This window comes from Streptomyces physcomitrii (genome assembly GCF_012273655.1).
In the GTDB taxonomy this organism is placed as follows: domain Bacteria; phylum Actinomycetota; class Actinomycetes; order Streptomycetales; family Streptomycetaceae; genus Streptomyces; species Streptomyces physcomitrii.
Genome location: NZ_JAAWWP010000002.1, coordinates 43,484 through 70,098, shown reverse-complemented (window position 1 = coordinate 70,098; position 26,615 = coordinate 43,484). Strand labels below are relative to the sequence as shown.

The 26,615-nt window shown below is 72.7% G+C and carries 24 protein-coding genes; 14 read left to right on the top strand and 10 right to left on the bottom strand.

Features of this window, described 5'->3' with window-relative positions:
- Positions 1-13: 13 nt before the first annotated feature.
- The 3 genes from HFV08_RS03510 to HFV08_RS32265 form a co-directional block, all read right to left on the bottom strand.
- Positions 14-265: a hypothetical protein gene (locus tag HFV08_RS03510; RefSeq protein ID WP_168535779.1), complete on the bottom strand. Its 252-nt coding sequence runs from the start codon at positions 263-265 to the stop codon at positions 14-16.
- The gene (locus tag HFV08_RS32270) at positions 262-705 is read right to left on the bottom strand and encodes a hypothetical protein (protein WP_312885351.1); all 444 of its coding nucleotides are present in this window, start codon (positions 703-705) and stop codon (positions 262-264) included. The genes HFV08_RS03510 and HFV08_RS32270 overlap by 4 nt, the downstream gene beginning before the upstream one ends.
- Positions 706-912: 207 nt before the next feature.
- Positions 913-1,236 (bottom strand): hypothetical protein, encoded by a 324-nt coding sequence (locus HFV08_RS32265; RefSeq protein ID WP_312885350.1) that lies wholly within the window; start codon positions 1,234-1,236, stop codon positions 913-915.
- Positions 1,237-1,529: 293 nt separating this feature from the next.
- On the opposite strand from HFV08_RS32265, the gene HFV08_RS03500 reads away from it, so the two are divergent.
- From HFV08_RS03500 to HFV08_RS03485, 4 genes are all read left to right on the top strand, one after another.
- The gene (locus HFV08_RS03500) at positions 1,530-2,687 is read left to right on the top strand and encodes an acyl-CoA dehydrogenase family protein (RefSeq protein WP_168535777.1); all 1,158 of its coding nucleotides are present in this window, start codon (positions 1,530-1,532) and stop codon (positions 2,685-2,687) included.
- A gap of 105 nt (positions 2,688-2,792) precedes the next feature.
- Positions 2,793-3,674: an acyl-CoA thioesterase II gene (tesB, locus tag HFV08_RS03495; RefSeq protein ID WP_168535775.1), complete on the top strand. Its 882-nt coding sequence runs from the start codon at positions 2,793-2,795 to the stop codon at positions 3,672-3,674.
- A 33-nt stretch (positions 3,675-3,707) separates the two neighbouring features.
- A complete protein-coding gene (locus HFV08_RS03490) occupies positions 3,708-4,736 on the top strand; it encodes a cation diffusion facilitator family transporter (protein ID WP_210429835.1) in 1,029 nt (342 codons plus the stop codon).
- An 82-nt stretch (positions 4,737-4,818) separates the two neighbouring features.
- Positions 4,819-6,132 carry an acyltransferase family protein gene (locus HFV08_RS03485; RefSeq protein ID WP_168535773.1) on the top strand — a complete coding sequence of 438 codons (1,314 nt, stop codon included), beginning with the start codon at positions 4,819-4,821 and terminating at the stop codon, positions 6,130-6,132.
- On the opposite strand, the gene HFV08_RS03480 is transcribed toward HFV08_RS03485, so the two are convergent.
- Entirely contained in the window at positions 6,074-7,069 is a 996-nt protein-coding gene (locus HFV08_RS03480) for a sterol desaturase family protein (protein WP_168535771.1), read from the bottom strand. The two genes, HFV08_RS03485 and HFV08_RS03480, sit on opposite strands and share 59 nt — an antisense overlap.
- A gap of 181 nt (positions 7,070-7,250) precedes the next feature.
- Here HFV08_RS03480 and HFV08_RS03475 point away from each other — a divergent pair, with 181 nt between their 5' ends.
- Both HFV08_RS03475 and HFV08_RS03470 read left to right on the top strand, forming a co-directional pair.
- Positions 7,251-7,853 carry a TetR/AcrR family transcriptional regulator gene (locus tag HFV08_RS03475; RefSeq protein ID WP_168535769.1) on the top strand — a complete coding sequence of 201 codons (603 nt, stop codon included), beginning with the start codon at positions 7,251-7,253 and terminating at the stop codon, positions 7,851-7,853.
- 102 nt (positions 7,854-7,955) lie between these two features.
- Entirely contained in the window at positions 7,956-8,852 is an 897-nt protein-coding gene (locus HFV08_RS03470; RefSeq protein WP_168535767.1) for a GNAT family N-acetyltransferase, read from the top strand.
- 65 nt (positions 8,853-8,917) lie between these two features.
- On the opposite strand, the gene HFV08_RS03465 is transcribed toward HFV08_RS03470, so the two are convergent.
- A complete protein-coding gene (locus HFV08_RS03465) occupies positions 8,918-9,706 on the bottom strand; it encodes a phosphatase (protein WP_040258062.1) in 789 nt (262 codons plus the stop codon).
- A gap of 328 nt (positions 9,707-10,034) precedes the next feature.
- Between HFV08_RS03465 and speB the strand changes: the two genes are divergently transcribed.
- Together speB and HFV08_RS03455 are read left to right on the top strand one after the other, a co-directional pair.
- Entirely contained in the window at positions 10,035-11,075 is a 1,041-nt protein-coding gene (gene speB, locus HFV08_RS03460) for an agmatinase (RefSeq protein WP_246341485.1), read from the top strand.
- A gap of 378 nt (positions 11,076-11,453) precedes the next feature.
- Positions 11,454-12,431 (top strand): serine hydrolase, encoded by a 978-nt coding sequence (locus tag HFV08_RS03455; protein WP_168535765.1) that lies wholly within the window; start codon positions 11,454-11,456, stop codon positions 12,429-12,431.
- A gap of 3 nt (positions 12,432-12,434) precedes the next feature.
- Here the strand turns inward: HFV08_RS03455 and HFV08_RS03450 are convergent, their stop codons facing one another.
- On the bottom strand, positions 12,435-12,836 hold the full coding sequence (locus HFV08_RS03450; RefSeq protein WP_168535763.1) for a MarR family winged helix-turn-helix transcriptional regulator: 402 nt from the start codon (positions 12,834-12,836) through the stop codon (positions 12,435-12,437).
- Between the two features lie 115 nt (positions 12,837-12,951).
- Between HFV08_RS03450 and HFV08_RS03445 the strand changes: the two genes are divergently transcribed.
- The 5 genes from HFV08_RS03445 (at position 12,952) to HFV08_RS03425 (ending at position 21,153) form a co-directional block, all read left to right on the top strand.
- Positions 12,952-13,698: an SDR family oxidoreductase gene (locus tag HFV08_RS03445; RefSeq protein ID WP_168535761.1), complete on the top strand. Its 747-nt coding sequence runs from the start codon at positions 12,952-12,954 to the stop codon at positions 13,696-13,698.
- Positions 13,699-13,823: 125 nt separating this feature from the next.
- Positions 13,824-17,621, top strand: a complete 3,798-nt coding sequence (locus tag HFV08_RS03440) for an ABC transporter ATP-binding protein (RefSeq protein WP_168535759.1) — start codon at positions 13,824-13,826, stop codon at positions 17,619-17,621.
- A gap of 129 nt (positions 17,622-17,750) precedes the next feature.
- Positions 17,751-18,158 carry a hypothetical protein gene (locus HFV08_RS03435; RefSeq protein WP_312885347.1) on the top strand — a complete coding sequence of 136 codons (408 nt, stop codon included), beginning with the start codon at positions 17,751-17,753 and terminating at the stop codon, positions 18,156-18,158.
- Between the two features lie 243 nt (positions 18,159-18,401).
- A complete protein-coding gene (locus HFV08_RS03430; protein WP_168535757.1) occupies positions 18,402-19,823 on the top strand; it encodes a S28 family serine protease in 1,422 nt (473 codons plus the stop codon).
- A gap of 388 nt (positions 19,824-20,211) precedes the next feature.
- Positions 20,212-21,153 carry a YihY/virulence factor BrkB family protein gene (locus tag HFV08_RS03425; protein WP_168535755.1) on the top strand — a complete coding sequence of 314 codons (942 nt, stop codon included), beginning with the start codon at positions 20,212-20,214 and terminating at the stop codon, positions 21,151-21,153.
- A gap of 18 nt (positions 21,154-21,171) precedes the next feature.
- Here the strand turns inward: HFV08_RS03425 and HFV08_RS03420 are convergent, their stop codons facing one another.
- On the bottom strand, positions 21,172-21,519 hold the full coding sequence (locus HFV08_RS03420; RefSeq protein WP_168535753.1) for a PRC-barrel domain containing protein: 348 nt from the start codon (positions 21,517-21,519) through the stop codon (positions 21,172-21,174).
- 373 nt (positions 21,520-21,892) lie between these two features.
- Between HFV08_RS03420 and HFV08_RS03415 the strand changes: the two genes are divergently transcribed.
- On the top strand, positions 21,893-22,066 hold the full coding sequence (locus HFV08_RS03415) for a CsbD family protein (RefSeq protein WP_168536507.1): 174 nt from the start codon (positions 21,893-21,895) through the stop codon (positions 22,064-22,066).
- A gap of 163 nt (positions 22,067-22,229) precedes the next feature.
- On the opposite strand, the gene HFV08_RS03410 is transcribed toward HFV08_RS03415, so the two are convergent.
- The 3 genes from HFV08_RS03410 to HFV08_RS03400 form a co-directional block, all read right to left on the bottom strand.
- A complete protein-coding gene (locus tag HFV08_RS03410) occupies positions 22,230-24,065 on the bottom strand; it encodes a glycoside hydrolase family 3 protein (RefSeq protein ID WP_168535751.1) in 1,836 nt (611 codons plus the stop codon).
- Between the two features lie 311 nt (positions 24,066-24,376).
- Entirely contained in the window at positions 24,377-25,162 is a 786-nt protein-coding gene (locus HFV08_RS03405; RefSeq protein WP_168536505.1) for a sugar phosphate isomerase/epimerase family protein, read from the bottom strand.
- 130 nt (positions 25,163-25,292) lie between these two features.
- Positions 25,293-26,354 (bottom strand): LacI family DNA-binding transcriptional regulator, encoded by a 1,062-nt coding sequence (locus tag HFV08_RS03400; RefSeq protein ID WP_168535749.1) that lies wholly within the window; start codon positions 26,352-26,354, stop codon positions 25,293-25,295.
- Positions 26,355-26,615: the final 261 nt, after the last annotated feature.

Here is a 26,615-nt window from a genome sequence, read left to right as displayed (position 1 = left end):
CCGCTTCCGTACGTCAGGCCTCCGTCCCGCCCGCGAAGATCTCCTCGGCCGTGGTGGCGGCGAGGCTGCGGTCGAACCAGGTGTCGAGGAGGTTCAGGTCCTGGCAGGTGGTGAGGTGTTGGCGGTGGGCGTCGGTGAGAGTGATGCCTCGGGCGTCGAGGACCTTGAGTACGGCCTCGGCCTTGGCGCTCGCTCGGCCTTCTTCTCGGCCCTCGTCCCGGATCTCGTTGGCGATGGGGGAGCGGAAGAAGGAGAGGCGAGTCACTGCTCGCGGGGCCTTTCCGTCGACTCCGGCGTGACCGTTCCCGCGGTGGCTGATCCGGCGACGCCACCGCCCGCGAAGATCTCCTCGGCTGTGGTGGCGGCGAGGCTGCGGTCGAACCAGGTGTCGAGGAGGTTCAGGTCCTGGCAGGTGGTGAGGTGTTGGCGGTGGGTGTCGGTGAGGGCGATGCCTCGGGCGTCGAGGACCTTGAGTACGGCCTCGGCCTTGGCGTTCGCTCGGCCTTCTTGTCGGCCTTCCTGTCGGCCTTCTTCTCGGCCCTCGTCCCGGATCTCGTTGGCGATGGGGGAGCGGAAGAAGGAGAGATCGACAGCCATCAGGGTCCTCCAGGTGTTCAGGGCCGGGCTGTTGGTCAGGCCCAGTGAGACCAGTTCGACGAAAGTGCCGGCGGTGGTTTCGTCCACCGTCTTCAGGGCTCCTGCCAAGGCCTTCAGTATGGCATCGGCGCCCTTGTCGTAGGCGTGGGTGATCGCGGAGAGTGCGGCCAGCGGGATGTCCTCGGCCGCGGTCGAGGGGTCGGTGATGACGGGAGTGTTGTCGGGGCCGACGACCAGGGGGCGCAGTTGCAGCGTCGCCCACTGCGGCGGCCCGATCCGGAAGGGGCCCGCGGCCCACCGCGCGGTGCTCCGGTCCTAGCACACCACCAGGAGCAGGGGCGGCACCTTGTACTTCGCGTGGAGATGGGAGGCGTAGTAGGCCCAGCTCGACGGCTTGGCGGGGTCGCGCTTGCTCTGGGCCTCCACGAGCAGCAGGCGGCTGTCGCCGTCCGCGCCGTCGAAGCGCAACAGGGTGTCGACTCTGCGTTCCAGGGGCTGGATCTCGGTGAGATCGGTCGGCAGATAGGACACCTGTACGGAGTGGGCGAAGGGCACGCCGAATTTCTCGAACGTCCGGGCGAAGATCCCCGGATCCTCCTGGAAGATCCGGTGCATCGCCTCATGAGAGGAACTGACCATGGTCAGGACGCTACGGAGCGTGAGGCGGGAAGATCGCCCAGTTGGGTGGATATTAGCTCGAACGGGTTAATGTTTGAAGGTTTAACACCTGGTCGAGAGCTTGATCGGCGGAATTCGTCCTTCCGAGGGGGTGCCTCGCGTGACGCAGGTCTCTGGACTGCGAAGTGACCGACGGGTAGCCTGATATGAGCAAGCGCTTAGACACCTTCTCGTGCAGCGGGTGAGCGCCCACCGCAGGGCCGTCCGGGAATCGGGGCCCGCCGAGCCGAAGCCAGAGTTCAGGGAGGCCGTTCGTGCGCCGTACCGTTTTCCAAGAGGACCACGAGGCGTTCCGGGAGACCATCCGGGCCTTCATCGAGGCCGAGGTCGTCCCGGTCTACGACGAGTGGTACGCCGCGGGTCAGGCGCCGCGCGACTTCTACTACAAGCTCGGTGAGCTGGGCATCTTCGGCATCGAGGTGCCGGAGGAGTACGGCGGCGCGGGCGAGGAGTCCTTCAAGTACCAGGCCGTGATCTACGAGGAGTGCGCCCGCGCGGGTGTCTCCTTCGGCGGCTCCGGGGTGCATGTCGCGCTCTGCCTGCCCTACCTCAAGGCGTACGCCACCGAGGAGCAGAAGAAGCGCTGGCTGCCGGACTTCGTCTCCGGGCAGACCATGTACGCCATCGCCATGACCGAGCCCGGCACCGGCTCCGACCTCGCGGGCATGAAGACCACCGCCAAGCTCTCCGAGGACGGCAGCCACTACCTCCTCAACGGCGCCAAGACCTTCATCACCGGCGGTGTGCACGCCGACCGCGTCATCGTCTGCGCCCGCACCGCGGCGCCCACCGCCGAGGACCGCCGCCACGGCATCTCGCTGCTCGTGGTGGACACCAAGTCCGAGGGGTACGCGGTCGGCCGCAAGCTGGACAAGCTGGGCCTGAAGACCTCCGACACCGCCGAACTCTCCTTCACCGACGTCAAGGTCCCGGTCGAGGACCTGCTCGGCGAGGAGCACAAGGGCTTCTCCTACCTCGGCCAGAACCTGCCGCAGGAGCGCCTCGGCATCGCCTTCGGCGCCTACTCCCAGGCCGCCGCCGCGGTCCGCTTCGCCCAGCAGTACGTCGAGGACCGCACCGTCTTCGGCAAGACCGTGGCCTCCTTCCAGAACACCAAGTTCGAGCTGGCCGGCTGCCAGGCCGAGGTGGACGCCGCCCAGGCCGTCGCGGACCGCGCCCTGGAGGCCCTGGACGCCGGTGAGCTGAGCCCCGCCGAGGCCGCCAGCGCCAAGCTGTTCTGCACCGAGGTCGCCCACCGGGTGATCGACAAGTGCCTTCAGCTGCACGGCGGTTACGGCTATATGAACGAGTACCCGATCGCCCGCCTCTACGCGGACAACCGGGTCAACCGCATCTACGGTGGCACCAGCGAGGTCATGAAGATGATCATCGCGAAGAACATGGGCCTGTGACCGGCAGTCCGCACCGCATGTGCCGGTGACCGCCAGGCCGTACGACATGCGCCGGTGACCCGGCAGGTCACCGGCGACGGAAACGAAGGCTGACAGGCTCCGCTCATGCACCAGGCACTCCAGTCCCTCCTCGATCTGCTCGACCTCGAACGGATCGAGGAGGACATGTTCCGCGGGCAGTCGCGTTCGGCCTTCGTCCCGCGCGTCTTCGGCGGCCAGGTCGCCGCACAGGCCCTGGTCGCCGCCGGGCGCACCGTCCCCGCGGACCGGCCCGCGCACTCGCTGCACTCGTACTTCCTGCGCACCGGCGACCCCGGCGCGCCGATCGTCTACAACGTCGACCGCATCCGCGACGGCCGCTCCTTCACCACCCGCCGGGTCGTCGCCGTCCAGCACGGCAAGCCGATCTTCCATCTCTCCGCCTCCTTCCAGGCGTACGAGGAGGGCATGGAGCACCAGGCGCCGATGCCCGAGGCGCCGGACCCGGAGACGCTGCCCACCGCCGAGGAGGCGCTGCCCCGCTACCGGGAGGTCTTCACCGAACCGCGGGTCGTCGAGTCCATGCTGGCCACCCGCGCCTCGGTGGACCTGCGCTATGTGGACGAGCCGCCGTGGGGCAGCGTCGGCACCCCGCGCGAGCCGCGGTCGCAGGTCTGGTTCCGCACCCGGGGCAAGCTGGACGGGCCGGTGGACGACCCGCTGCTCCACGTCTGCCTCGCCACCTATGTCTCCGACATGACCCTGCTCGACTCGGTGCTGCTCGCGCACGGGCGCGGCGGCTGGGCCGTCGGCGACGTGGTCGGCGCCTCCCTCGACCACGCGATGTGGTTCCACCGCCCCTTCCGCGCCGACGAGTGGCTGCTCTACGACCAGGAGTCCCCCTCGGCCTCCGGCGGGCGCGGCCTCGGCCAGGCCCGTATCTACACCCAGGACGGCAGGCTGGCGATCTCGGTGATCCAGGAGGGCGTGGTCCGCGTGCCCCGCTGAGCGGCGGCCGCCCCGCGGCTTACCGTCCGGTGCATGACGGGCGATCAGGGACCGGGCCAGGGACAGGAAAAGGAACGGCGGCAGGAGCAGCGGGACCGCCGGGCGCAGCAGCCGGGCGAGAGCACCTTCACCGTGCTCGTCGCCGCGGCCGCCAACTTCGGTATCGCCGCGGCCAAGGCGGTCGCGGGCCTGCTCAGCGGCTCCAGCGCGATGCTCTCCGAGGCCGCGCACTCGGTCGCCGACACCGTCACCGAGCTGATGCTGCTCACCGCCCTCAAGCGCAGCGAGCGCGCCCCCGACGAGGACCACCCCCTCGGCTACGGCCCCGAGCGCTATGTCTGGGCGCTCCTCGCCTCGGTCGCCACCTTCGTCGGCGGCGGCGTCTTCGCCCTCTACGACGGCGTCCACACCCTCACCCACACCGAGGAGCCGGGCAGCCCGCTGGTCTCGTACCTGGTGCTCGCGATCGCCGCCGTACTGGAGGGCTTCTCGCTGCGGACCGGGCTGAAGCAGGTGCGCGCGGAGGCCTCCCGGTACGGGGTGCGGACCCGGCACTATCTGCGCCGCACCACCGACACCACGGTCAAGGCGGTGGTCCTGGAGGACTCGGCGGCCCTGGTGGGTCTGGCGACGGCCGCGCTCGGACTGCTGCTCGGCCAGCTCACCGGCTCGGGTGTCTGGGACGGCGTCGCCTCGCTCGGCATCGGCCTCCTCCTCGTCTACGTGGCCTGGGTGCTCGGCCGCTCCAACGCCGACCTGCTCATCGGGCGCCCGCTGCCGCCCCGTACCCGCGCGGCCATCCGCGAGGAGCTGCTCGCCGTGCGCCATGTGCAGGACGTACTCGATGTGATCACCCTGGTGCAGGGGCCCGGCGACGCCCTGGTCGCGGCGAAGGTCGACTTCCGGGACGCGTCCACCGCGGCCGAGGTCGAGCAGTCCTGCGAGGAGGCCGAACGGCGGCTCAAGGAGCGCTTCCCCGCGGTGAGCCGGGTCTATCTGGACCCGACACCGGGCGGGGCGGCCCGGGGCGCAGCGGGGACGGGGTCGCAGGGGGAGCGTTAGGGGTGGGACGGCGCCGCCAAGTCCCCCTAGCCTTCGGCCAGTTGCCGTACCGGCCCGGAGCCGCGGTCGTCAGGGGGAGCACATGGGGGAGTCCGTGGAGGAGACGAGGGCGCCGCTGCCCTCGGGCACCTCGGGCGGGGCCGGGGCACCGCCGGTCTCCGGAGTCGCGGGTGGGGCTGCCGGGGCGCCGTCGGCCTCCGGCGCTGCGGGTACCGCGGCCGGCGCCGCGGCCCCGCCGGGTTCCACCGCGGGCGGCGCCGGGGTCGCGGACACCGCGCGCGGTTACGCCCCGGCCGTCGACGGGCTGCGGGCCCTCGCCGCGCTGCTCGTGGTCAGCATGCACGTCGGCATCTTCACCGGGCAGGTGCCCGGCCTCGGGGAGGAGGGGCCGCTCGGGCCCGTGCTGAGCGGCTTCGCGGTCGCCGTCCCGATCTTCTTCGTCATCTCCGGGCTGCTGCTCTACCGCCCCTGGGCCGAAGCCGCCCTGGACGGCCGCCGGGCGCCGCACACCGGTCGCTACTACTGGCACCGGCTGCTGCGCGTCGTCCCCGCGTACTGGCTCGCCGCCCTCACGGCGCTGCTGCTCTTCGAGCGCGAACGCCTCGACGAGGCGGGCCGCACCACCCGGATCCTGCTGCTCCAGGTGATCTACGAGCGGGACTCGCTGACCATGAGCCTCTCGCAGACCTGGAGCCTGGCCACCGAGGTCTCCTACTACGCGCTGCTCCCGCTGCTCGCCCTCGCCCTGCACCGGCTGCTCGCGCGGGGCAGGACGGGCGCGGCCCTCGCCCTGCTCGGTGCGCTCGTGCTGCTGAGCGTGGTGTGGGTGGCGGTCCTCTACCGGGACCCGCTGGTGCAGGAGCCCGTCGCCCGCCTCTGGCTGCCCGCCTACGCGGGCTACTTCGCCGCCGGAATGGCCCTCGCCCTGCTCGCCGCCCGCACCGCGCGCGCCGCCCGGCCGCCGCGGGCGGCCGAGCTGGTGCGGCGGTACCCGTGGGCCTGCTGGCTGCTCGCCCTGGCTGCGCAGGTGGTGGTCTCCACCCCGCTCGCCGGGGACGTGGCCGCGATCCCCTCCTCCCGCGAGGTCGTGGTGGAGCACCTCTGCCACCTGCTGACCGCGGCCGGCCTCGCCGCCCCGCTGCTCCTGGCCGACGGCAGCGCACCCGCCCGCCTGCTCGGATCCCCGCTCCCGGCCTGGCTCGGCCGGATCTCGTACGGGGTCTTCCTCTGGCACATGGTGGTGATCGTCGGCTGGCTGGAGTGGACGGACAAGCAGCTCGGCACCCTGGACATCGGCGACTTCGCGGTCCTCTACCCGCTCACCCTCGCCGTCTCGGTCATCCTCGGGTGGCTGTCGTACGCACTGGTCGAACGTCCGCTGCGGCGGCTGCGGTAGCGGCTTCCGGAGCCGGAGCCGGAGCCGGAGCCGGAGCCGGAGCCGGAGCCGGAGCCGGAGCCGCGGCCGGGGCGGGGGCCGGTGCCGTGTCCGCGGGGCGCCAGCCGGGCGGGCCGAAGACGTAGCCGAGCTTGTCCCGCAGGCGCCGGGCCCGGCGGACGTCGGCGATCATGCTGCCGTACTCGTGGTATTGGAGCCGGATGACGTTGTACGTGCCCACCGGCGTCGTCAACCCGTAGGTGGGGCGGTGCAGTTCCTCCTGGAAGGTGCCGAAGAGGCGGTCCCAGACGATGAGGATGCCGCCGTAGTTCTTGTCCAGGTACTCGGGGTCGCTGCCGTGGTGGACGCGGTGGTGCGAAGGGGTGTTGAGGACGAACTCGACGGGGCGGGGCAGCTTGCCGACCGCCTCGGTGTGGGTGAAGAACTGGTAGATCAGGTTGAGCGCGAAGGCCACGTAGATGGTCCACGGGGCGAAGCCCATCAGCGGCAGCGGCACCCAGAAGAGGGCCTCGGTCCACGGGTTCCACTTCTGCCGGAGCGCGGTCCCGAGGTTGAAGTACTCGCTGGAGTGGTGCGCCTGGTGCCCGGCCCAGCCGAAGCGCACCCGGTGCGAGAAGCGGTGGTTGGCGTACCAGGCGAGGTCCACCACCAAGAGCAGCAGCGGCCAGTGCCACCAGGCGCCGGTGGGGATGTGCCAGGGCACCAGCGACCAGAGGAAGGCGTAGAGGACCAGGGTGACCGCCTTGAACAGGGCCATCACCACCAGCGCCCCCGATCCCATGCTGAGGCTGCTCAGCGAGTCCTTGCCCAGGTAGCCCTTGAGCCCCTCGTCGTCGAGCCTGGCCAGCGCCGCCACCTCGATCCCGATGAAGAGCAGGAAGAAGGGGATGGCGTAGAGCACCGGGTTGTTGATCTGTTCCCACACCTCGGCGGGCATGGCGCCTCCTTGAATTGACTTCTAGGTAAGTTACTCAAAAGTCAATTCATGCTGTCAAGAGTCGGTCCGGCCCGGAACCCACCACGCGACCCACATCGGGACCCACTTCGGAACCCAGTCCAGAACCCAGTCCAGAACCCACTCCGAAACCGCCCGGGACCCCCGGTGATTAGATGGCCCGATGGGTGAAGTGGGGACCAAGGGCGTACCGCGGGCCGAGCGCGAGCGCCAGATCCTGGACGTGGCGACGGACGCCTTCGGGCGCAAGGGCTACGCCGCGGTGTCGATCGCCTCGGTCGCCGCTGAGGCGGGCATCTCCAAACCGCTGGTGCACGGGTACTTCGGGACCAAGGACGGACTGTTCGCCGCCTGTGTGCGGCGGGCCGGCGGGCAGCTCGCGGAGGCCATCGAGGAGGTGCTCGCCCGGCCCGGCGATACCGCGGCCAAGGTGGAGCAGACCCTGCGGGCCGTCTTCACCGTCCTCGAACCCCGGCCCTACGTCTGGAACACCGTCTTCGACCGGACCCTCCCACCGGAGGGCGAGGCGGCCGAGGCCGCCCTGGCGGTACGTGCCCGCATCGCCGACCAGGCCGAGCGCGGGGTCGCCGAGGCCCTCGCCGCGGCGGGCTCCGCCGATCCGCTGGACCGGGCGGCCCTCACCGAGGTCTGGGTGAGCGCGGTGACCGCCCTGGTCAACTGGTGGCTGCGGCACCCGGAGCAGTCCGCCGAGCAGATGGTCCGCCGCAGCCGCCTCCTCATGAGGACGCTGTCGACGGGGAGTTGAGGGCTCGGGCCCCGGATCTGCAGCCGGCCGCCGGGGACTCGGGGACTCGGGGACTCGGGGACTCGGGGACTCGGGGACTCGGGGACTCGGGGACTATGGAGTATGCACCCCGATGACTCGTACCGCTCCGGATCCGATGGCTGGCACCTGACCGGAGACGTCGGTGAATTCCTCGGCCACGCAGGGGAGTTCCTGCGCTCGCGCCCCGCGCTGCACACCACCCCGCTGTCGGTCACCGAGAAGCTGCGCGTGCTCGGAACGGCGGCGTACGGCGGCCGGACCCCCGTCCTCGGGTGGCTGGAGCGGGCGGGCGAGGTCCGCGCCGCCTTCCACCGCTTCCTGCCCGCCGGTCTGAGCGTCACCTCGCTCACCCCCGGGCAGGCCGAGGAACTCGCCGCCCACCTGCGCGCCCTCGGCCATACGCTGCCCTCCCTCACCGCGGACGAGCCCACCGCGCTCGCCTTCGCCGAGGCCTGGCGGCGGCACACCGGCGCCCTCGCGACGGTCCGTGTCCGGCTCCGGCTGCACCGCCTGGGCACGCTCACCCCGCCCGAGCCCTTCCCGGCGGGCCGGGGCCGCCTCGCGGGCGCGGCCGAGCATCATCGACTCATGCGCTGGTGCCGTGAGTTCGCGGCGGATGTCGCGGAGGACGTGGTGATCGACGCCGCCTCCTGGGCCGGCACCCGCTTCGCCGAGAAGCAGTACACCTTCTGGGAGACCCCGGACGGCACACCGGTCTCCATGGCGGGCGTGAACCCGATCGTCGGCGGCCAGGCCCGGATCGACCCCGTCTACACCCCGGCCCACCTGCGCGGCCGCGGTTACGCCGCCGCCGTCACGACCGAGGTCGGCCGCGCCGCACTCGCCGCGGGCGCCACCGAGGTCGTGCTCTACACGAACGCCGCCAACCCCACCAGCAACGCCCTCTACCGGCGCCTCGGCTACCGCCCGCTCACCGACGTCCTGGTCCACGACTTCGCGTACCCGGAAGAGACGTAGGAGACGAGACGTAGAAGAAGACGCAGGAGAGGTGGCCGGCGGGGCGAGGCCCGTAGGGCGGCCGCTCAGCCCAGCCCGGCCGCGTTCAGCAGGTAGGCCGTCATCGGGTCGTAGTACCGGGGGCTGCGGACATGGTCGTCGAGGGGGATGACGACCTGGAGGGTGCCCTCGGACTCGCCGAGGAAGAGGGCCGGGTCGTTGCAGTCCGCGTAGCCGACGGCGTCGATGCCGCGCTGGCCCGCCCGGCCCGCCCAGCCGTGGTCGGCGATCACCAGGTCCGGGGGCGCGCTGCCCTCGCGGGCGAGTCCGTCCAGGATGGCGTTCATCGGCTCGGGGGAGTGGGTGTGCCAGAGGGTCGCGCCGCGCTCCAGCATGGCGACGTCGGCGAACTGGAAGACCATGCCCTCGTCGGCCATCAGCCCCTCCGGGATCACCACGATGTCGCAGCCCGCGGCGCGCAGCGCCTGCGCGGTGGCCCGGTGCACATCGAGCAGCCCGCCCGGGTGGCCGGTGGCGAAGAGCACCCGCTGCCGGCTCGCGGCGGCCTTGTGCAGCCGGGCCGCGAATCTCTCCAGGGCGTCGACGGTCAGCTCCGGGTCGATGGTGTCCTGCCCGTGCCGGTGCTCCGGGTCGTCGTCGACCCCGCAGCGCTCGGCCATCACGGCGAGCACGTCCTGCTCGTCCCGCCAGCGGTCGCCGAGTTCCAGGCCGAGCCAGTAGTGCCGGTCGCCGTTCGCGAGTTTGCGGTAGTGGGAGAGGTTGTTCTCGCGGGGGGTCGCCACCTCGCCCGCGATGCGGGTCCGGACGAGGTGGGCGACGAGATCGGCGCGGCTGGGAGTCCCGGGTATCGGCATGCCCCCCATTGTGCCGCCGTCCGCTCAGCGGACGCGGGCCGTCCGCCCTGCCGGGACACGGGTCACGGAGCGGGGGCGGTACGGGCCGCGCTCCGGCGAGCCTCGGGGCGCCCGCGGAGCGCCTTCCACGCGGGGGCGCCCGGGTCGCCCGTCCGGGTCGTACGCGCCCCGGCGCGGGCGCCGTCCGGTGAGGCGGAGAGCCGGGTCCGCACGCTCCCCTCGGGGTCCGATCGGCCGGAAACGTACACTTCAGCGCCGTGGTCCGGCCCCCGGCGGGCCCCGGTATCGTGCAGAAACGCAAGGAAGCGTACGAAAGAAGGCCTGTCAGATGAGCAGCAACGAGACCAGCCCGGCCCCCGGCGAGCACGGCACCCCGGACGGATCCACCGGCCCCGCCGCCCAGGCCGCGCACGCCGCCCAGGCCCCCGTCGGTCCCGTTGACTCCTCCCGCGTCCCGCGCTTCGCGGGCCCGGCGACCTTCGCCCGGCTGCCGCGCCTCGACGAGGTGGGCCGGGCCGATGTCGCCGTGGTCGGGGTGCCCTTCGACTCCGGGGTCTCCTACCGGCCCGGCGCCCGCTTCGGCGGCAACGCCATCCGGGAGGCCTCGCGGCTGCTGCGCCCGTACAACCCGGCGCAGGACGCCTCGCCCTTCGCGCTCGCCCAGGTCGCGGACGCCGGGGACATCGCGGCCAACCCCTTCCGCATCGAGGAGGCCGTGGAGACCGTCGAGGCCGCCGCCGACGAACTGCTCTCCACCGGCGCCCGCCTGATGACCCTCGGCGGCGACCACACCATCGCGCTGCCGCTGCTGCGCTCGGTCGCCAAGAGGCACGGCCCGGTCGCGCTGCTCCACTTCGACGCCCATCTGGACACCTGGGACACCTACTTCGGCGCGGAGTACACCCACGGCACCCCGTTCCGGCGGGCCGTGGAGGAGGGCATCCTCGACACCGAGGCGCTCTCCCACGTGGGCACCCGCGGTCCGCTCTACGGCAAGAAGGACCTCGACGACGACGCCAAGATGGGCTTCGGCATCGTGACCTCCGCCGATGTGATGCGCCGCGGCGTGGACGAGGTCACCGACCAGCTGCGGCAGCGCATCGGCGACCGCCCCCTGTACATCTCCATCGACATCGACGTACTGGACCCCGCGCACGCGCCCGGCACCGGCACCCCCGAGGCGGGCGGCCTGACCTCCCGCGAACTCCTGGAGATCCTGCGCGGCCTCGCCTCCTGCCGGCTGGTCTCCGCCGACGTGGTGGAGGTCGCCCCCGCCTACGACCACGCCGAGATCACCTCGGTCGCCGCCTCGCACACGGCGTACGAGCTGACGACGCTCATGGCCCGGCAGATCGGGGCCTCGCGCTGAGCGGTGCGGCTCGGGGCCTCGCGCTGAGCGGTGCGGCACCGGATCCGCCCGCACCCGCAGCTCCTCCTCGCACACAAGGCTCCCCTGCGTCCCGTACGCGAGGCTCTCCTGGGCCGCGTACGCAAGTCGATCTTCGCCCCGGGGGCGGCGAACCCTCCGCCGGGAGGAGAGCCCGCTCACATCGGCGGGCCGCCCGAGGCCTCCTGACGGGCCCCGGGCGGCGCCCTCGCTCCCGCTGAGAGGTGCGCTACAGCACTGGATGTCCCCTTTCGCCCACACTGGCAGCCGTCGTACGGCGAGTGGATCCCGGAACTCCCGGCGCCGGTGCAGTGGGCACCGGAACGCCCTCGCCCCGGTCACAGGAGCAAGGGAGTTCCGATGCCTCGTCCGCTGTCCCGGTGCGCCCGCACCCTCGCGGGCACCGTCGCCGCCGGAGTGCTGCTGCCGCTGACCGCCCTGGCCGCCGCCCCCGCCTCGGCCGCCGAGCCGAAGCGGGCGCCGGGGACCGTCTCCGAGCGCCCGGCGGACAAGCCCGGCAAGGCCGCCGCTCAGGTGCGCTGCGCCTCCGGTGACTCCGCGCTCGCCGCGAGGCTGGAGCGCGACCTCAGGACGGCCCTGCGCGAGCGGGCGGGCACCGTCGCCCTCGGCCTGCACGACCGCTCCACCGGCACCTCCTGCACGCTCCGCGCGGCCGAGGCCTTCGACTCCGCCAGTATCGTCAAGGTCACCGTCTTCGCGGCCCTGCTCTGGGACGCCGAGCGCGAGGGCCGGGCGCTGACGAAGACCGAGGAGGCGCGCGCCGAGGCCTCGATCACCAGGTCGGACAACAAGGCCACCTCCGCGCTGTGGAAGCAGCTCGGCCCGAAGAAGGTGCGGGCCTTCCTGGCGGCGGCCGGGATGCACGAGACGGTGCCGGGCCCGGACCGCTTCTGGGGCCTGACCCAGGTCACCGCCGGGGACGAGCAGCGCCTCCTCGACCTGGTCACCCGCGAGAACGGCGTCCTCGGCAAGGACTCCCGTGACCGGCTGCTCGCCGAGATGGCCGCGGTCGTCCCGGACCAGCGCTGGGGCACCCCCGCCGGCGCCCCCGCGACCGAGCTGGCCCACCTCAAGAACGGCTGGCTCGAGCGGGACCAGGACGGCTGGCGGGTGCACAGCCTCGGCGCCTTCCAGGGCGCGGGCCGCGACTACACGATGACCGTGCTCACCCGGGGCAACAAGACCTTCGCCTACGGGGTCGACACCGTCGAACGCCTCGCCCGCGCCGCCCACCGGGACCTCGGCAACCACACGGCACCGGCCAGGGCGCTGCCCGTGCTGCGGGGTGTGCAGCCGCCGCCCCTGCTGGCGGCCTGAGGGTCAGCCGCCGAGGGCCGCGGTCAGCGGGGCGTAGCGCGCCCGCTCCTCGGGGCCGAGCCGTTCGAACCGTTCCCGGACCGCGGCGCTGAACTGTCGCCGCACCCGCTCCCGCAGCTCCTCGCCGGTCCCGGTGAGGACGACGCGGCTGATCCTGCGGTCCCGGGTGTCCGGTTCGCGGGCCAGTACGCCCCGCTTCTCCAGCCGGTTGACCAGGCCGGTGATGTTCGTCTTGTCGCAGCCGAGCGAGGCGGCCAGCTCGCCGAAGGAGGGGCGGCCGGCCAGCAGGCAGAGCAGCTGGATCTGCTGGCTCGTCAGCCCGAAGTCGCGGGCGACCTCGGCGTAGAGGGCGGAGGTCTCGCGGTGCAGCGCGGCCACGGCTGCGGTGAGGTCCCGGGGCTCCATGGGCTCAGCCTAGCCTTGCGATTAGTTGAGATGCTCGACTAAATTAGTCGAGCATCTCAACTGATCTGCCCGGGCCCCGACTGGCGGCCGGGCGCGAGCGGAGCGAGTGGGACCCATGGGAACAGCAACGCTGGACGGCCGGGTCGCCCTGGTCACCGGAGCCTCGCGGGGCATCGGACGCGGCATCGCCGAGCGGCTCGCCGCCGACGGCGCGCGGGTGGTGGTCAACTACCGCTCCGACGCCCGGGCCGCCGCCGAGGTGGTCTCCCGCGTCGAGGAGTCCGGCGGCCGGGCCGCGGCGGTACGCGCCGACTTGTCCCGACCGGCCGAGGTACGGCACCTGTTCACGGCGGCGGAGGAGGCCTACGGCGGAGTCGACATCCTGGTCGGCAACGCGGGCCTCGCCCGGTTCGCCCCCCTCGCCGAGGTCAGCGACGAGGACTTCGAGCTGCTCTTCACGGTGAACGCCCGCGCCACCTTCCTGCTGCTGCGCGAGGCCGCCCGGCGCCTGCGCGACGGCGGCCGCTTCGTGCTGATCTCCACCGGAGCGACGCGTACGGTACGGCCCGCGAGCGGGGTCTACGCGGCGAGCAAGGCCGCCGCCGAGCAGCTGGTGGCCACGGCGGCCAAGGAGCTCGGGCCGCGCGGGATCACCGTCAACAGCGTGCTGCCCGGCGCCACCCGTACCGAGGCCATGGTCGCGGGCGCCGACCCGGACACCCTGGCGGCGGCGCGGCGGGGCACCCCGCTCGGCCGCCTCGGCGAGCCCGCGGACATCGCCGCGGTCGTCGCCTTCCTGGCCTCGCCGGACGGCGGCTGGATCACCGGCCAGGCCCTCGGCGCCGGGGGCGGCCTCTTCTGACCACCGCCCGCCCCTGGGCCGGGGCCACCCGCGGACCGGGCCGGGGTTTTGTTGCGGCGGGATGAAATCCCAGCCCCGGGGCGTTGCAGCCTTCCGGCAGAGCAGTGGTGACGGAAGGCGGACGGGTGGCAGGGGACAGCGGGCCGGCGGGCGCGGCGGGGGAGCAGGGCTGGGCGCGGCGGCTCTTCGGGTACGCGTGGCGGCATCCGAAGGACGTGGTGCTCTCGCTCGGTGCCTCGCTGGCCGGGATGGGGGTGATGGCCCTGGTGCCCTTGCTCACCAAGGTCATCATCGACGATGTGATCGGCGACAAGAGCCGGTCGATGGCCGTCTGGGCGGGGCTGCTGCTCGCCGCGGCCGCCGTCGTCTACGTCCTCGCCTATCTGCGCCGCTACTACGGCGGACGGCTCGCCCTCGACGTGCAGCACGACCTGCGTACCGAGATGTACGACGCGATCACCCGCCTCGACGGGCGGCGGCAGGACGAGCTGTCCACCGGGCAGGTCGTCGGCCGCGGCACCAGCGACCTCCAGCTGATCCAGGGCCTGCTCTTCATGCTGCCGATGACCATCGGCAACGTCCTGCTCTTCGTCATCTCGCTGATCGTGATGGCCTGGCTCTCGCTGCCGCTGACCGCGGTGGCGCTCGCGGTGGCACCCGCGGTCTGGTTCATCGCCAAGCGCAGCCGGGCCCGGCTGCACCCCGCCACCTGGTACGCGCAGGCGCAGGCCGCCGCGGTCGCCGGGGTGGTCGACGGGGCGGTCTCCGGGGTCCGGGTGGTCAAGGGCTTCGGGCAGGAGGAGCAGGAGACCGGGAAGCTGCGCGAGGTGGGGCGGCGGCTCTTCGCCGGGCGGCTGCGCACCGTACGCCTCAACGCCCGCTACACCCCGGCCCTCCAGGCGGTGCCCGCGCTCGGGCAGGTCGCGATGCTGGCGCTCGGCGGCTGGCTCGCGGTGCGCGGGCAGATCACCCTCGGCACCTTCGTCGCCTTCTCCAGCTATCTGGCCCAACTGGTCGGCCCGGTGCGGATGCTGGCCGTGGTGCTCACCGTCGGCCAGCAGGCCAGGGCCGGGGTGGAGCGGGTGCTCGAACTCATCGACACCGAGCCCTCGTTCACCGGCGGCCCCAAGGAACTGCCCGCCGACGCCCCCGCCACCGTCGAGTTCGACGACGTCTCCTTCGCCTACGCCACCGGTGAGGGCACCGACGCCAAGGCGCCCCGCCCCGTCCTGCGCGGCCTCAGCTTCGAGATCCGCGCCGGGGAGACCCTCGCCGTGGTCGGCGCCTCCGGCAGCGGCAAGTCCACGCTCTCGCTGCTGCTGCCCCGCTTCTACGACGTGAGCCACGGCGCGGTGCTGATCGGCGGCCACGATGTGCGCGAGCTGAGCCTCGGCTCGCTGCGCGCGGCGATCGGCCTGGTGCCCGAGGACAGCTTCCTCTTCTCCGACACCGTGCGCGCCAACATCGCCTACGGCCGGCCCGGTGCCACCTCGGAGCAGATCGAGGCGGCGGCGCGGCTCGCCCAGGCGGACCGCTTCATCGAGGAACTGCCCGAGGGCTACGAGACCACCGTCGGCGAGCACGGGCTCACCCTCTCCGGCGGCCAGCGCCAGCGGGTGGCCCTCGCCCGCGCGCTGCTGACCGACCCCCGCCTCCTCGTCCTGGACGACGCCACCTCCGCGGTGGACGCCCGGGTGGAGCACGAGATCCACGAGGCGCTGCGCTCGGTGATGGCCGGGCGCACCACCCTGCTGATCGCGCACCGCCGCTCCACCCTGAACCTCGCCGACCGGATCGCGGTCCTGGACGGCGGACGCCTCGCCGACCTCGGCACCCACGAGGAACTGACCGCCCGCTCCGCCCTCTACCGCAGGCTCCTGACCGACCCCGAGGAGCTCGGCGCCGCCTCCCCGGGCCACCACGGGCCCGCCCGCGAGACGGATCCCGAGGTGTGCGAGTGCCCCTCCTGGTCCGGCGGCCACGGCACCGTACGGGAGGAGCTGGACGCGGAGTTCGACGCCGAGCGGGGGGTGACCCCGGCGCTGTGGAGCGGGGACCGCGAGGTGCGCGACACCGCGCTCGGCGGGATGCCCTCCACCCCCGAACTCCTCTCCCAGGTGGAGAAGTTGCCGCCCGCCACCGACGCCCCGGAGGTCGACGAGACCCGCGCGGTGCGGCCGGAGGACTCCTACGGGCTGCGCAGGCTGCTGCACGGCTTCGGGCGCCCGCTGCTCTTCGCGCTGCTGCTCGTCGCCGTGGACGCGGGCATGGGCCTGCTGCTCCCGGTGCTGATCCGGCACGGCATCGACGAGGGCGTCAACGCCCTTGCCCTCGGGGCGGTGTGGACGGCCTCCGCCTTCGGCCTGCTCGCGGTGGGCACCCAGTGGGCGGCCCAGACCGGCGAGACCCGGGTGACCGGACGTACCGGCGAACGGATTCTCTACGCGCTGCGGCTGAAGATCTTCGCGCAGCTCCAGCGGCTCGGACTCGACTACTACGAACGCGAGTTGAGCGGCCGGATCATGACTCGGATGACCACCGACGTGGACGCCCTGTCCACCTTCCTGCAGACCGGTCTGGTCACCGCCTTCGTCTCCCTGGTCACCTTCTTCGGCATCATGGTCACCCTGGTGGTCATCGATGTGCAGCTCGCCTTCGTGGTCTTCGCGACGCTGCCGCCGCTGATCGTGTGCACGTACGTCTTCCGCAAGAAGAGCGTGGCCGCCTACGAGTCGGCCCGTGAGCGCGTCTCGGTGGTCAACTCCGAACTCCAGGAGTCGGTCGCCGGTCTGCGCATCGTGCAGGCCTTCGGGCGGGAGGCCGACGGCCGGGAGAAGTTCGCCGCGCACAGCCGCTCCTACCGCGAGGCCCGGGTCCGCGGCCAGTGGCTGATCTCGGTGTACTTCCCCTTCGTCCAGCTGCTCTCGGCGGCCGCGGCGGTGGCGGTCATCATCGTCGGAGCGGGCCGGATCGACGAACAGACCCTGACCACCGGGGCGTTGGTGGCCTACCTGCTCTACATCGACCTCTTCTTCGCCCCCGTCCAGCAGCTCTCGCAGGTCTTCGACGGCTACCAGCAGGCCAGCGTCTCGCTGCGCCGTATCCAGGAGCTGCTGCGCGAACCGGCCTCCACCGGGGAGGCCGCCCAGGCGCAGGAAGTGCTCTCGCTGCGCGGTGAACTCGCCTTCGAGAACGTGGACTTCGCCTACTCCGGGGAGGAAGAGGCGCTCCGCGGCGTCGACTTGCGCATTCCGGCGGGGCAGACGGTCGCCTTCGTCGGCGAGACCGGCGCGGGCAAGTCCACCCTGGTGAAGCTGGTCGCACGGTTCTACGACCCCACCGGCGGGCGCCTCACCGTCGACGGCGCCGACCTGCGCAGCCTGGACCGCACCTCCTACCGGCACCGCCTCGGCGTCGTCCCGCAGGAGTCGTACCTCTTCCCGGGGACCGTGCGCGACGCGATCGCCTACGGGCGGCCGGAGGCGGGTGACGCCGAGGTGGAGGCGGCGGCCCGGGCGGTCGGGGCGCACGAGATGATCGCCACCCTCGACGGCGGCTATCTGCACGAGGTCAGCGAACGCGGCCGCAACCTCTCCGCCGGTCAGCGCCAGCTCATCGCGCTGGCCAGGGCGGAACTGGTCGACCCCGACATCCTGCTCCTCGACGAGGCGACCGCCGCCCTGGACCTGGCGACCGAGGCCCTGGTGAATCAGGCCACGGAGCGGCTGACCGGCAGGCGCACCACGCTGGTCGTCGCGCACCGGCTGAGCACCGCGGCCCGCGCCGACCGGGTCGTCGTGATGGACCGCGGCCGGGTCGCCGAGGACGGCACCCACGACCAACTCCTCGCCCGGAACGGCCGGTACGCGGAGCTGTGGCGCACCTTCATCGGCGAACCGGTGGAGGTGGAGGCGGCCGGCTGACCCGCGCCGGGGCCCCCTGGGGGCGGCCTCCGCAGGGCGGTTCCCGGCCGTGGCCGGGAACCGCGGTCTGCCGTACGGCGTCCGTACACCAGTACGCTGTGGCGCAAGCGGCGGGGAGGGGATCCAGAAGTGAGCAGCAAGGGAACGCACCGCCGACGGCGGCTGCGCGGCCCCGTCGTGATCGCCACGGTGCTCGGTGCGAGCGGCCTCGTCGCGCTCCTCGGGCCCGGGCTGCACTCCGCCGACGCCGCCGAACTGTGCAACGGCCGCAAGGCCCGCACCCTCCACTTCCGCACCGGAGAGGTCCGCGTCTACCGCGACAAGGGCTATGTCTGCGCGGTCGCCGTCGCCGACAGGGCCGGGACCCCGCAGGCGATGTCGGTGACCGTGCAGGCCCGCGGCAGCGCGGCGGTCGCGGACAAGGGCACCTTCAAGTACCACGCGGGCCCGGTCAAGGTGCACGCGGGACACCGCTGCGTCTGGGTGCGCGGGAAGATAGGGAACAAGTCGGTCAGTTCGGGGTGGATCCTCTGCTAGCGGGGCTGCCGCTGCGGTTGCCCTGAGCCCGGGCGGCTTCCTGCTGCCACCGCGAGCCCGTCCGCCTCCCGCCCCCGCCACCTGCACGGCCCAACGCCCCCGCCCGCCCCCTCCGTATCCGTCCGTCGTGTAACAGCGGGCCCACGGCTGCCCGGCGAAGCACCACAGGTCCCGGCAACCCCTGGTGCCACGCCCCCGGCTTCGCTAGGTTCCGGGCACACGTGTGTCTACACAGGAGGGTGCATGCGCAAGGCACTCAGATGGGTTCTCTCGCTCGCGGTGCTGATAGGCGCCGCGGGCACGGTGCCGGCGGCCACCGCCGCCGCGAAGCCGGAGCCCGACGACATCAAGGACCGGCTCCTCGCCGTCAAGGGGATGAGCCTGGTTGAGGAGAAGCCGTACGACGGCTACCGCTACTTCGTCCTCAACTACACCCAGCCGGTCGACCACCGGCACCCGTCCAAGGGCACCTTCAAACAGCGCATCACCGTGCTGCACAAGGACACCAACCGCCCGAGCGTCTTCTTCACCAGCGGCTACAACGTCTCCACGACGCCGAGCCGCAGCGAGCCGACGCAGATCGTCGACGGCAACCAGGTGTCGATGGAGTACCGCTTCTTCACTCCCTCGCGCCCCAAGCCCGCCGACTGGTCCAAGCTCGACATCTGGCAGGCCGCGAGCGACCAGCACCGCATCTACAAGGCGCTCAAGCCGATCTACGGCAAGAACTGGCTGGCGACCGGCGGCTCCAAGGGCGGCATGACCGCCACCTACTTCGAGCGCTTCTACCCCAAGGACATGGACGGCGTCGTCGCCTACGTGGCCCCCAACGACGTGAAGAACGACGAGGACTCGCGCTACGACGAGTTCTTCGAGAAGGTCGGCACCAAGGAGTGCCGCGACCGCCTGAACGCCGTGCAGCGCGAGGCCCTGGTCCGCCGTGAGCCGCTGGAGAAGCTGTACGCCGCCTACGCGGAGAAGAACAAGTACACCTTCAAGACCATCGGCACCCTCGACAAGGCCTTCGAGGGCGTCGTCCTCGACCTGGTCTGGGGCTTCTGGCAGTACTCGCTGCTCTCGGACTGCGACCAGGCCCCCGACGCCAAGACGGTGACCGACCAGGCCCTCTTCGACTACATCGACGAGGTCGGCGGCTGGAGCTCCTACAGCGACCAGGGCCTGGAGCCCTACACGCCGTACTACTACCAGGCGGGTACGCAGCTGGGCTCGCCCGACATCAAGCTGCCGCACGTCGCCGACCTGTCCCGCTACGGCTACCAGCCGCCGCGGAACTTCGTGCCGCGCGACATCCCGATGAAGTTCGACCGCACCGCGATGAGCAAGGTCGACAACTGGGTGCGCCACAAGGCCCGTTCGATGATGTGGGTCTACGGCGAGAACGACCCCTGGGGCTCCGAGCGCTTCCGCCCGGGCCACGGCACCAAGGACACCTACGTGTTCACCGCGCCCGGCGCCAACCACGGCGCCAATGTCGCGGGCCTGGTCGCCGACGAGAAGGCGAAGGCCACCGCGCGCATCCTCGACTGGGCGGGCGTCGCCCCCTCGGCCGTGGAGAAGGACCCGAAGAAGGCGAAGCCGCTGGCGCGCTTTGACGCCAAGCTGGACCGCCACGAGGTCGAGCAGCACCACGGTCTGCGTCCCTGATCCACGGGGAGGCACACCACCCGGCCGCCGTCCCTGACGGACAGCGGCCGGGCGGGCGCCCGCAGCCGTACTCCGGCGCGGGCGCCCGCGCGTGCACCGGCGCGCACCTCACCCACGCGCCCGCGCCTCCACCCGCGCGTGCCGCCTTCCCGCGCCGCGCGTGCCGCCTTCCCGCGCCGCGCGTGCCGCCTTCCCGCGCCGCGCTTTCTGCCTTCCCGCGCCGCGTGTCCCGCCTCCCGGCACCGCGTGTCCCGCCTCCGGACACCCGCCCTTCGTCCCGCCTTCGCGTACCGATCGCGTCCCGGAGCGCTGAACCCCGCCGTTTGCGGGTACCCGTGCGTCACCGTGCCCGCCGCACCATGGGCGGCACCGTCACCCGCGGAGAGACATGAGCCCTCACACCCCGGCGGAGCCGGACACCCGCCCGGCATCCGCCGCGTCCCGTCCGCTCTCGCCCTTCCGGCCCGGCGACTGGGCCCGCGCCCGCACCGCGCTGCGCCGCGTCCCGGTCCGGATGTGGAACGACGACGTCTCCGACCACGCGGCGGCCCTGACGTACTACACCGTGCTCGCCCTGCTGCCCGCGCTGCTGACCACCGTCTCGCTGATCGGGCTCTTCAGTGACACCGCCACCGAGACGCTGATCGCGGACGTCACCCGCTGGGCGCCCGCCGAGTCCGGGCGGACCCTGAACGAGACCCTCGAACAGACCGCCCAGGAGCGCTCGGCCGCGGTGACCGTCGTCATCGCCGGTTTCGCCAGCGCCCTGTGGTCCTCCTCCAGCTACCTCGCCGTCTTCCGGCGCGCCCTGCACGCCATGCACGGCATCGAGGACCACCGCACCCCGCTCGGCCGCGCGCACCGCCTGGTGCTCACCGCGCTCGCCCTGCTCCTGCTGCTGCTCAGCAGCGCGGTGGTGCTTGTGGTCGGCGGCCCGCTGGCCTCGGTGCTCAGTCGCCACCTGGGCTTCGGGGACACCGGCGCCACCGTCTGGTCCCTGCTGCGCTGGCCGCTCCTGGTCTGCCTGGTCGTCCTGCTGGTGCTGATCCTCTTCCGCAGCGCGCCCAAGCAGCGCCGGGGCGTCCGCCGGACCCTGCCGGGCGGCCTGCTCGCCGGGGTCCTGTGGCTGGTCGCCTCGGCCGCCTTCAGCCTCTACGCCACCGGTCTGGACACCTACAGCCGCCTGTACGGCTCCCTCGCCGGGGTCATCGTCTTCCTGATCTGGCTGTGGATGGCCAATCTGGCGCTGCTCACCGGCGCCCAGTTCACCGTCGAACTCCACCGGACCATGCCGGGCGAGCAGTCCGGGACCGAGACCCCGCGGAGCTGACCCGGCCGCCCGCCCCGCTCAGTGCCCGGAGCCGTAGTGGCCGCCGAGCTGGTCCCGGTAAGCGGGGTCGCCGAGATGCTTCTCCTTGTCGAACTCGGGGGCCGCCTTGATCTCGTCCTTGGTACGCGAGACGTGGATGTTCCGCTCGTCGTGGTCCACCCGGTCCACGGTCCCGGCCGGAAGCAGCACCGTCTTCCCGAAGATCCACACCCCGGTGTCGACGACGAGATACTGCGCGCCCACCTCGTCGGAGTGCTTGTCCACCTTTCCGATGTGCCCGTCGAGCGCCTCGACCCGGTAACCCGTCAGATCGGCGTCCGGGGTGTGACCCGAAGTCGGCTGGTAGTTCCAGAGGTACTCACTCATGAGGGTTCTCCCTTGGCTTTCTCGTGGCGTTCTCGCTCTTCGTGCGCGGCATTTCCCGGAATGCGGGAATACCGGAGAGGGGCAGATCCGCTCCTCTCGGCAGCCCGTGTGCCCTCTCGTACGGGAGTCATTCAGGGACCGGTCGCGCGATCCGGGGAGAACCCCGAAAGGCGAGGTCAAGGGCCGGAAGAAGGAGCGGGGAAAGCATCATCGCCAGCAGCGCGGAGATTTTTCTTGTTTACGCCGGGGAGTGCCGGACAGGCGAGTGGTACGGACCGAGGCGCACCCCGGGGAAATTCCGGGTCACCGGATGACCAGGGCGCGCCGGATGCCCGCGCACCGCATTGCCGAACAGGTACGGGAGTTGAGTGAGATGGCCGCCGAGGAAAAGAACCAGGCGAAGACCGAGCAGCTCAAGGGCAAGCTCAAGGAGACCCTCGGCCGGACGGTCGGGAACGAGCGGATGACCGCCGAGGGCCGCGCCGAGCAGTCCAAGGGCGATCTGCGCCAGGCCAAGGAGAAGGCCAAGGACGCCTTCGGCCACTGAGCCCGCGGCCAGGGGCGTACCCCGCCCCGACAGACACGCGCCGGGGGCGCGGAGTACATACTCCGCGCCCCCGGCGCCCTGTGTCTCCGGCGCGCTGTGTTTTTAGGATCCGCAGGGGACGTATCGCCTCCCAGGTCTCCCTACGGGGCAGGCGTACCGCGTCTCAGTACGAGAGGCCGTACCCCACCGGATACAGCTCCTTCGTGGGGTCGTCCGCCCGGCGCACCGGCACCGGCAGCCGGCCCTCGGGCGCCACGCGGCCCGCGAGCACCCGGGCGGCGGCCCTGACCTCCACATCGGTCCAGGAGTACGCGGCCACCACCGCGTCGGCGCCCGGCAGTTGGGCCACGTCGTACGGGTTGCGCACCGCCACCGCGATCACCGGGACCCCGGTCGCCGCGAGCGCGTCCACCAGCTTGCGCTGGCCGCCGGTGGCCGTGACGTTGTAGGTGGTGACCACCACCGCGTCCTTGCCCTCGGCCGCGGCCACCGCCGCGTCGATCTGGGCCTTGGTGGGCTCGGTGCCGGTGGGCAGCGAGTCGGCGGTGAAGCCGAGGCCGCTCAGCTCGCGGGCGAGCACGGTGGTCGGCGGCCCGGTGGTGCCGGTCGGCGAGGCCGGGTCGGCGCCGGCCACCAGGATCTTCCGCCGGCTCCGGCGGCTCAGCGGGAGCAGCCGCCCCTTGTTGACAAGGAGGGTGGTGGTGGACTCCGCGAGGCGGTCCGCCTCCGCGAGGTGCGAGCGGCGGCCCACCACCTCGTCCACCTCGCGCCGGCTCACATACGGGTCGTGGAAGAGCCCCAGCTTCGCCTTCAGGCGCAGGATCCGCAGGATCGACTCGTCGAGCCGCGCCTCGGTCAACTCGCCCTCGCGCACGGCCTTCAGGACCGCGTTCCAGGCGACCTTGAGGTCCGGCGGGTTGAGCAGCTGGTCCACGCCCGCCTTGAGGGCGAGCACCGGGACGCGGTCGTCGCCGTACTTGGTGCGCACGCCCTCCATGCCGAGGGAGTCGGTGACCACCACCCCGTCGTAGCCGAGCTGTTCGCGCAGGATGCCGGTGAGGATCGGCCGGGAGAGGGTCGCCGGGTCCTCGGAGGGGTCGAGCGCGGGGACCATGATGTGCGCGGTCATCACCGAGTCGATGCCCGCCGCGATGGCCGCCTTGAACGGCGGCGCGTCCAGGGTGTTCCACTCGGCCAGGCTGTGCTCGATGACCGGGAAGCCGTAGTGGCTGTCGGTCTCGGTGTCGCCGTGGCCCGGGAAGTGCTTGGCGGTGGAGGCGACCCCGGCGCCCTGGTAGCCCTTGACCTGCGCGGCGACCAGACCCGCGACCGCCTTCGGCTCGGAGCCGAAGGAGCGGACCCCGATGACCGGGTTGGCCGGGTTGACGTTGACGTCGGCGTCCGGCGCGTAGTTCTGGCGTACGCCGAGCGCGCGCAGTTCGGCGCCCGCGATACGCGCGGCGGCGCGCGCGCCGGAGCGCGAACCGCTCGCCCCGAGCGCCATCGCGCCCGGCAGCAGGGTCGCGGGCTTGCCGATCCGGCAGACGATGCCGTGCTCCTGGTCGGTGGAGATCAGCAGCGGCAGCCCGCCGGGCCGGGAGAGCCCGGCCTTCTGGATGCCGTTGGACAGCGCGGCGATCTGGTGCGGGTCGCGGGTGTTGTGCGCCCAGGTGAAGTAGATGATGCCGCCGACGTGGTACGTGCTGATCAGCTCGGCGGCGGTGCGGACGCCGATCTCCTTGAGGTTGGCGTCGATGTCGGCCTGGTCCGGGGCGGTCGCGGAGTGCCCGTAGACCCGCATCACGAAGAGCTGGCCGACCTTCTGCTCCAGGCTCATCCGGGACAGCAGCCGGCGCAGCGCGCGGTCGTCGTGGCCCTTGCCGGGGGTGGCGGCGGCCGCGGCGGGGGAGAGGGCGCCGCCGACGGTGAGCGCGGCGGCGCTGCCCGCGGTGGCGGTCAGCAGGGTCCGTCTGGTGGTGCCGGGGTCTCGGTCGTGCACGTGCGCTCCTTAGCTGGCGGTGTCGCCGACGGCCGGGTACGGGGGCGGGCGCGGGGCGCACTCGCCCGGCAACGTCCGTGCTTCCGTTGCCGGTTGCGGGAACGGAGGGCGGCAGGCGGATGGTTCGGGACGGGTCGCGGACTGGTTGAAGGAAACTTCCGTGGAGCACGGATAGCCCGAAAATTTCTGCCAGTCAAGGGATCCGGACGTCTCCGGCGCGGATGGCGGGAGCCCGTTCGCCGCCGTCCGGGGCCCGTTCGGCGCCCGCCTCCGGCCCGGGGCCGGGGCGCCCCCGGCGGGAAAGCGGCAGCTCAGTCGCCGGTTCCGGCCGAGAGCAGGGTGTCGAGCCGGGCCCGCCCCGCCGCGAGGAGCGGGCCGAGCGGCGCCGCCTCCTCGTACCAGCGCTTCTCGTACTCCCAGCACAGCCAGCCGCCGTAGCGGTGGCCGCCGAGCGCGCGCAGGGCCTCGCGCAGCGGCAGCACCCCGGCGCCCAGCGGCAGCGGGGTGGTGTCCTCGGCCGAGGCGATGTCCTTGACCTGGACGTAGTGGGGCACCGCGCCGAAGGCGGCCAGGCTCTGCGCGGGGCTCTCGCCGCCGAGCCAGGTGTGCATCAGGTCCCAGAGCGGTCCGGCGCCCGCCTCGCTGCCGGGCTCCCGCTCGCGGACGGCCGCGAGGACCCGGGCCACGTCCGCCGCCCGGCGGTGCGAGTCATGGGTCTCCAGGAGGACGCGTACGCCGAGCGGTGCCGTCTCCCGGGCTGCCGCCGCGAGCCGCCGTACCGCCGCCGCGTCGGCCTCCGCGCCGGGGGCCGTACCGCCGCCGGGGAAGACCCGGACACAGCCGGAGCCGAGGTCGTGGGCGAGCCGGGCCAGCGCGCGGATCTCGGCGAGCACCGGCTCGTCCGGGCCGGGCGCCGCCACCTGCGGATAGCCCGCCACGGCGCTGACGACCACCCCGGCGTCCCTGAACTCCCTTGCCACGGCGGCGCGTCGGCCGGTGTCCAGGCCGGGGTGGACCGGTTCCTCCGGGTGCGCGCGCAGCTCCACGCCCTGGTAGCCGTGGGTGGTGGCGAGGCCGAGTACCGTCTGCAGGTCCATGCCCGGCACGCCGAGCGTGGAGAAGGCGAAGCGAGGACTGTTCACTGTGCTCCTCGGATTGCGGGACTCCAGGATCGCCCACCGGCCGCCGCTCCCCGGGCGCCGCCTCGCGGACCCGCGCCGGGCGCCCTCAGCCCCGGGCCGCCGCCCGCTCCCGTACCGGACCCGTGGAGTCCCGGACCGTCAGGGTGCCCTCCACCGGGAGCACCTCGCCGGGGCGGGCCTCCATGCCGAGGGCGATCCGGCCCGCGCGGGCACCCGCCTCGGTGAGCGGCAGATGGATCGTGGTCAGCGAGGGCACCGCGTCCGCGCTGAAGGGCAGGTCGTCGAAGCCGGTGACCGAGACATCGCCGGGCACCGCGAGACCGGCGTCCCGCAGGGCGGCGCAGGCGCCGAGCGCGAGGCTGTCGTTGGCCGCCGCGACGGCCGTCAAGTCCGGTTCACGGGCGAGGAGTTCACGGGTGGCGGTGTATCCGGCGCCGCGCTCGTAGAGGGCGTGCACGCTGAGCGGCTCCGGGTCCGGGAGCCCGTAGGCGGCCAGCGCCTCGCGGTGGCCCTCCAGCCGGTGCCGGGTGGTGGTGCGCCCCTCGGGACCGGCGAGGTAGCCGATGCGGCGGTGCCCGAGGGCGAGCAGGTGCTCGGCGAGCAGGCGGGACCCGGCCCGGTTGTCGAAGGGCAGCGCGGTGGACTCGGTGCCGGTCAGCGGCGGCCTGCCGCAGAGCACCACCCGGGTGCCGGACTCCTCCAGGCGCCGCACCTTGGCCGCGACCGCCTCGGTGTGCTCCGGGTTCTCGTCGGCGCTGCCGGTGAGGACCACGGCCGCGGCCCGCTGGCGCTGGAGCAGGGTGAGATAGGTCAGCTCGCGCTCGTGGGCGCCGCCGGTCGCGCAGACCACCGCGAGCCGTTCGCCGCCCGCGCGGCCGCCGCTCGCCCCGATCTGCGACTGCACGGCCGCCGCGATCATCCCGAAGAAGGGGTCGGCGATGTCGGCGACCAGGATGCCCACCAGGTCGGAGGTGGCCGCGGCGAGCGCGCTCGCGGGCCCGTTCAGTACGTAGTCGAGGTCGGCCACCGCGCGCAGCACCCGCTCCCGAGTGGGGCCCGCCACCGGGTAGTTGCCGTTCAGCACCCGGGAGACGGTGGCCGGGGAAACCTGCGCACGGGCCGCCACGTCCGCCAGGGTCACGCTCATCTCGCCGTCCTTCACCGTCCGTCACCGTCACCGGCGGCCCATCGGCCCCCTGTGCACCAGTGTCGCAGGATCCCGCCCCGCGGGGGACCTCCCGGAAGGGGCCGGGAATCCGGGCGGCGACCTGCCGCCCGGACCGGCGCCCGGTGCCGCGGACCGGGCAGCCGGGGCGAAAGTGCGGAGAAAAGGTGTGGGCGAGGTGCGGATCACCCGCCGGAATCGGGGTACCGGGCTTCCTGCCGGTCCTCCGGCGCGGTTCCGCCC

What these genes read in the sequence shown, in the direction of transcription:
- HFV08_RS03415 (WP_168536507.1), top strand. Translation starts at nt 21,893, where the DNA reads ATGGCCGCCGAGGAAAAGAACCAGGCGAAGACCGAGCAGCTCAAGGGC.
- HFV08_RS03475 (WP_168535769.1), top strand. Translation starts at nt 7,251, where the DNA reads ATGGGTGAAGTGGGGACCAAGGGCGTACCGCGGGCCGAGCGCGAGCGC.
- HFV08_RS03400 (WP_168535749.1), bottom strand. Translation starts at nt 26,354, where the DNA reads ATGAGCGTGACCCTGGCGGACGTGGCGGCCCGTGCGCAGGTTTCCCCG.
- HFV08_RS03490 (WP_210429835.1), top strand. Translation starts at nt 3,708, where the DNA reads ATGACGGGCGATCAGGGACCGGGCCAGGGACAGGAAAAGGAACGGCGG.
- HFV08_RS03450 (WP_168535763.1), bottom strand. Translation starts at nt 12,836, where the DNA reads ATGGAGCCCCGGGACCTCACCGCAGCCGTGGCCGCGCTGCACCGCGAG.
- HFV08_RS03405 (WP_168536505.1), bottom strand. Translation starts at nt 25,162, where the DNA reads ATGGACCTGCAGACGGTACTCGGCCTCGCCACCACCCACGGCTACCAG.
- tesB (WP_168535775.1), top strand. Translation starts at nt 2,793, where the DNA reads ATGCACCAGGCACTCCAGTCCCTCCTCGATCTGCTCGACCTCGAACGG.
- HFV08_RS32265 (WP_312885350.1), bottom strand. Translation starts at nt 1,236, where the DNA reads ATGGTCAGTTCCTCTCATGAGGCGATGCACCGGATCTTCCAGGAGGAT.
- HFV08_RS03480 (WP_168535771.1), bottom strand. Translation starts at nt 7,069, where the DNA reads ATGCCCGCCGAGGTGTGGGAACAGATCAACAACCCGGTGCTCTACGCC.
- HFV08_RS03420 (WP_168535753.1), bottom strand. Translation starts at nt 21,519, where the DNA reads ATGAGTGAGTACCTCTGGAACTACCAGCCGACTTCGGGTCACACCCCG.
- HFV08_RS03455 (WP_168535765.1), top strand. Translation starts at nt 11,454, where the DNA reads ATGCCTCGTCCGCTGTCCCGGTGCGCCCGCACCCTCGCGGGCACCGTC.
- HFV08_RS03465 (WP_040258062.1), bottom strand. Translation starts at nt 9,706, where the DNA reads ATGCCGATACCCGGGACTCCCAGCCGCGCCGATCTCGTCGCCCACCTC.
- HFV08_RS03470 (WP_168535767.1), top strand. Translation starts at nt 7,956, where the DNA reads ATGCACCCCGATGACTCGTACCGCTCCGGATCCGATGGCTGGCACCTG.
- HFV08_RS03425 (WP_168535755.1), top strand. Translation starts at nt 20,212, where the DNA reads ATGAGCCCTCACACCCCGGCGGAGCCGGACACCCGCCCGGCATCCGCC.
- HFV08_RS03485 (WP_168535773.1), top strand. Translation starts at nt 4,819, where the DNA reads ATGGGGGAGTCCGTGGAGGAGACGAGGGCGCCGCTGCCCTCGGGCACC.
- speB (WP_246341485.1), top strand. Translation starts at nt 10,035, where the DNA reads ATGAGCAGCAACGAGACCAGCCCGGCCCCCGGCGAGCACGGCACCCCG.
- HFV08_RS03430 (WP_168535757.1), top strand. Translation starts at nt 18,402, where the DNA reads ATGCGCAAGGCACTCAGATGGGTTCTCTCGCTCGCGGTGCTGATAGGC.
- HFV08_RS03445 (WP_168535761.1), top strand. Translation starts at nt 12,952, where the DNA reads ATGGGAACAGCAACGCTGGACGGCCGGGTCGCCCTGGTCACCGGAGCC.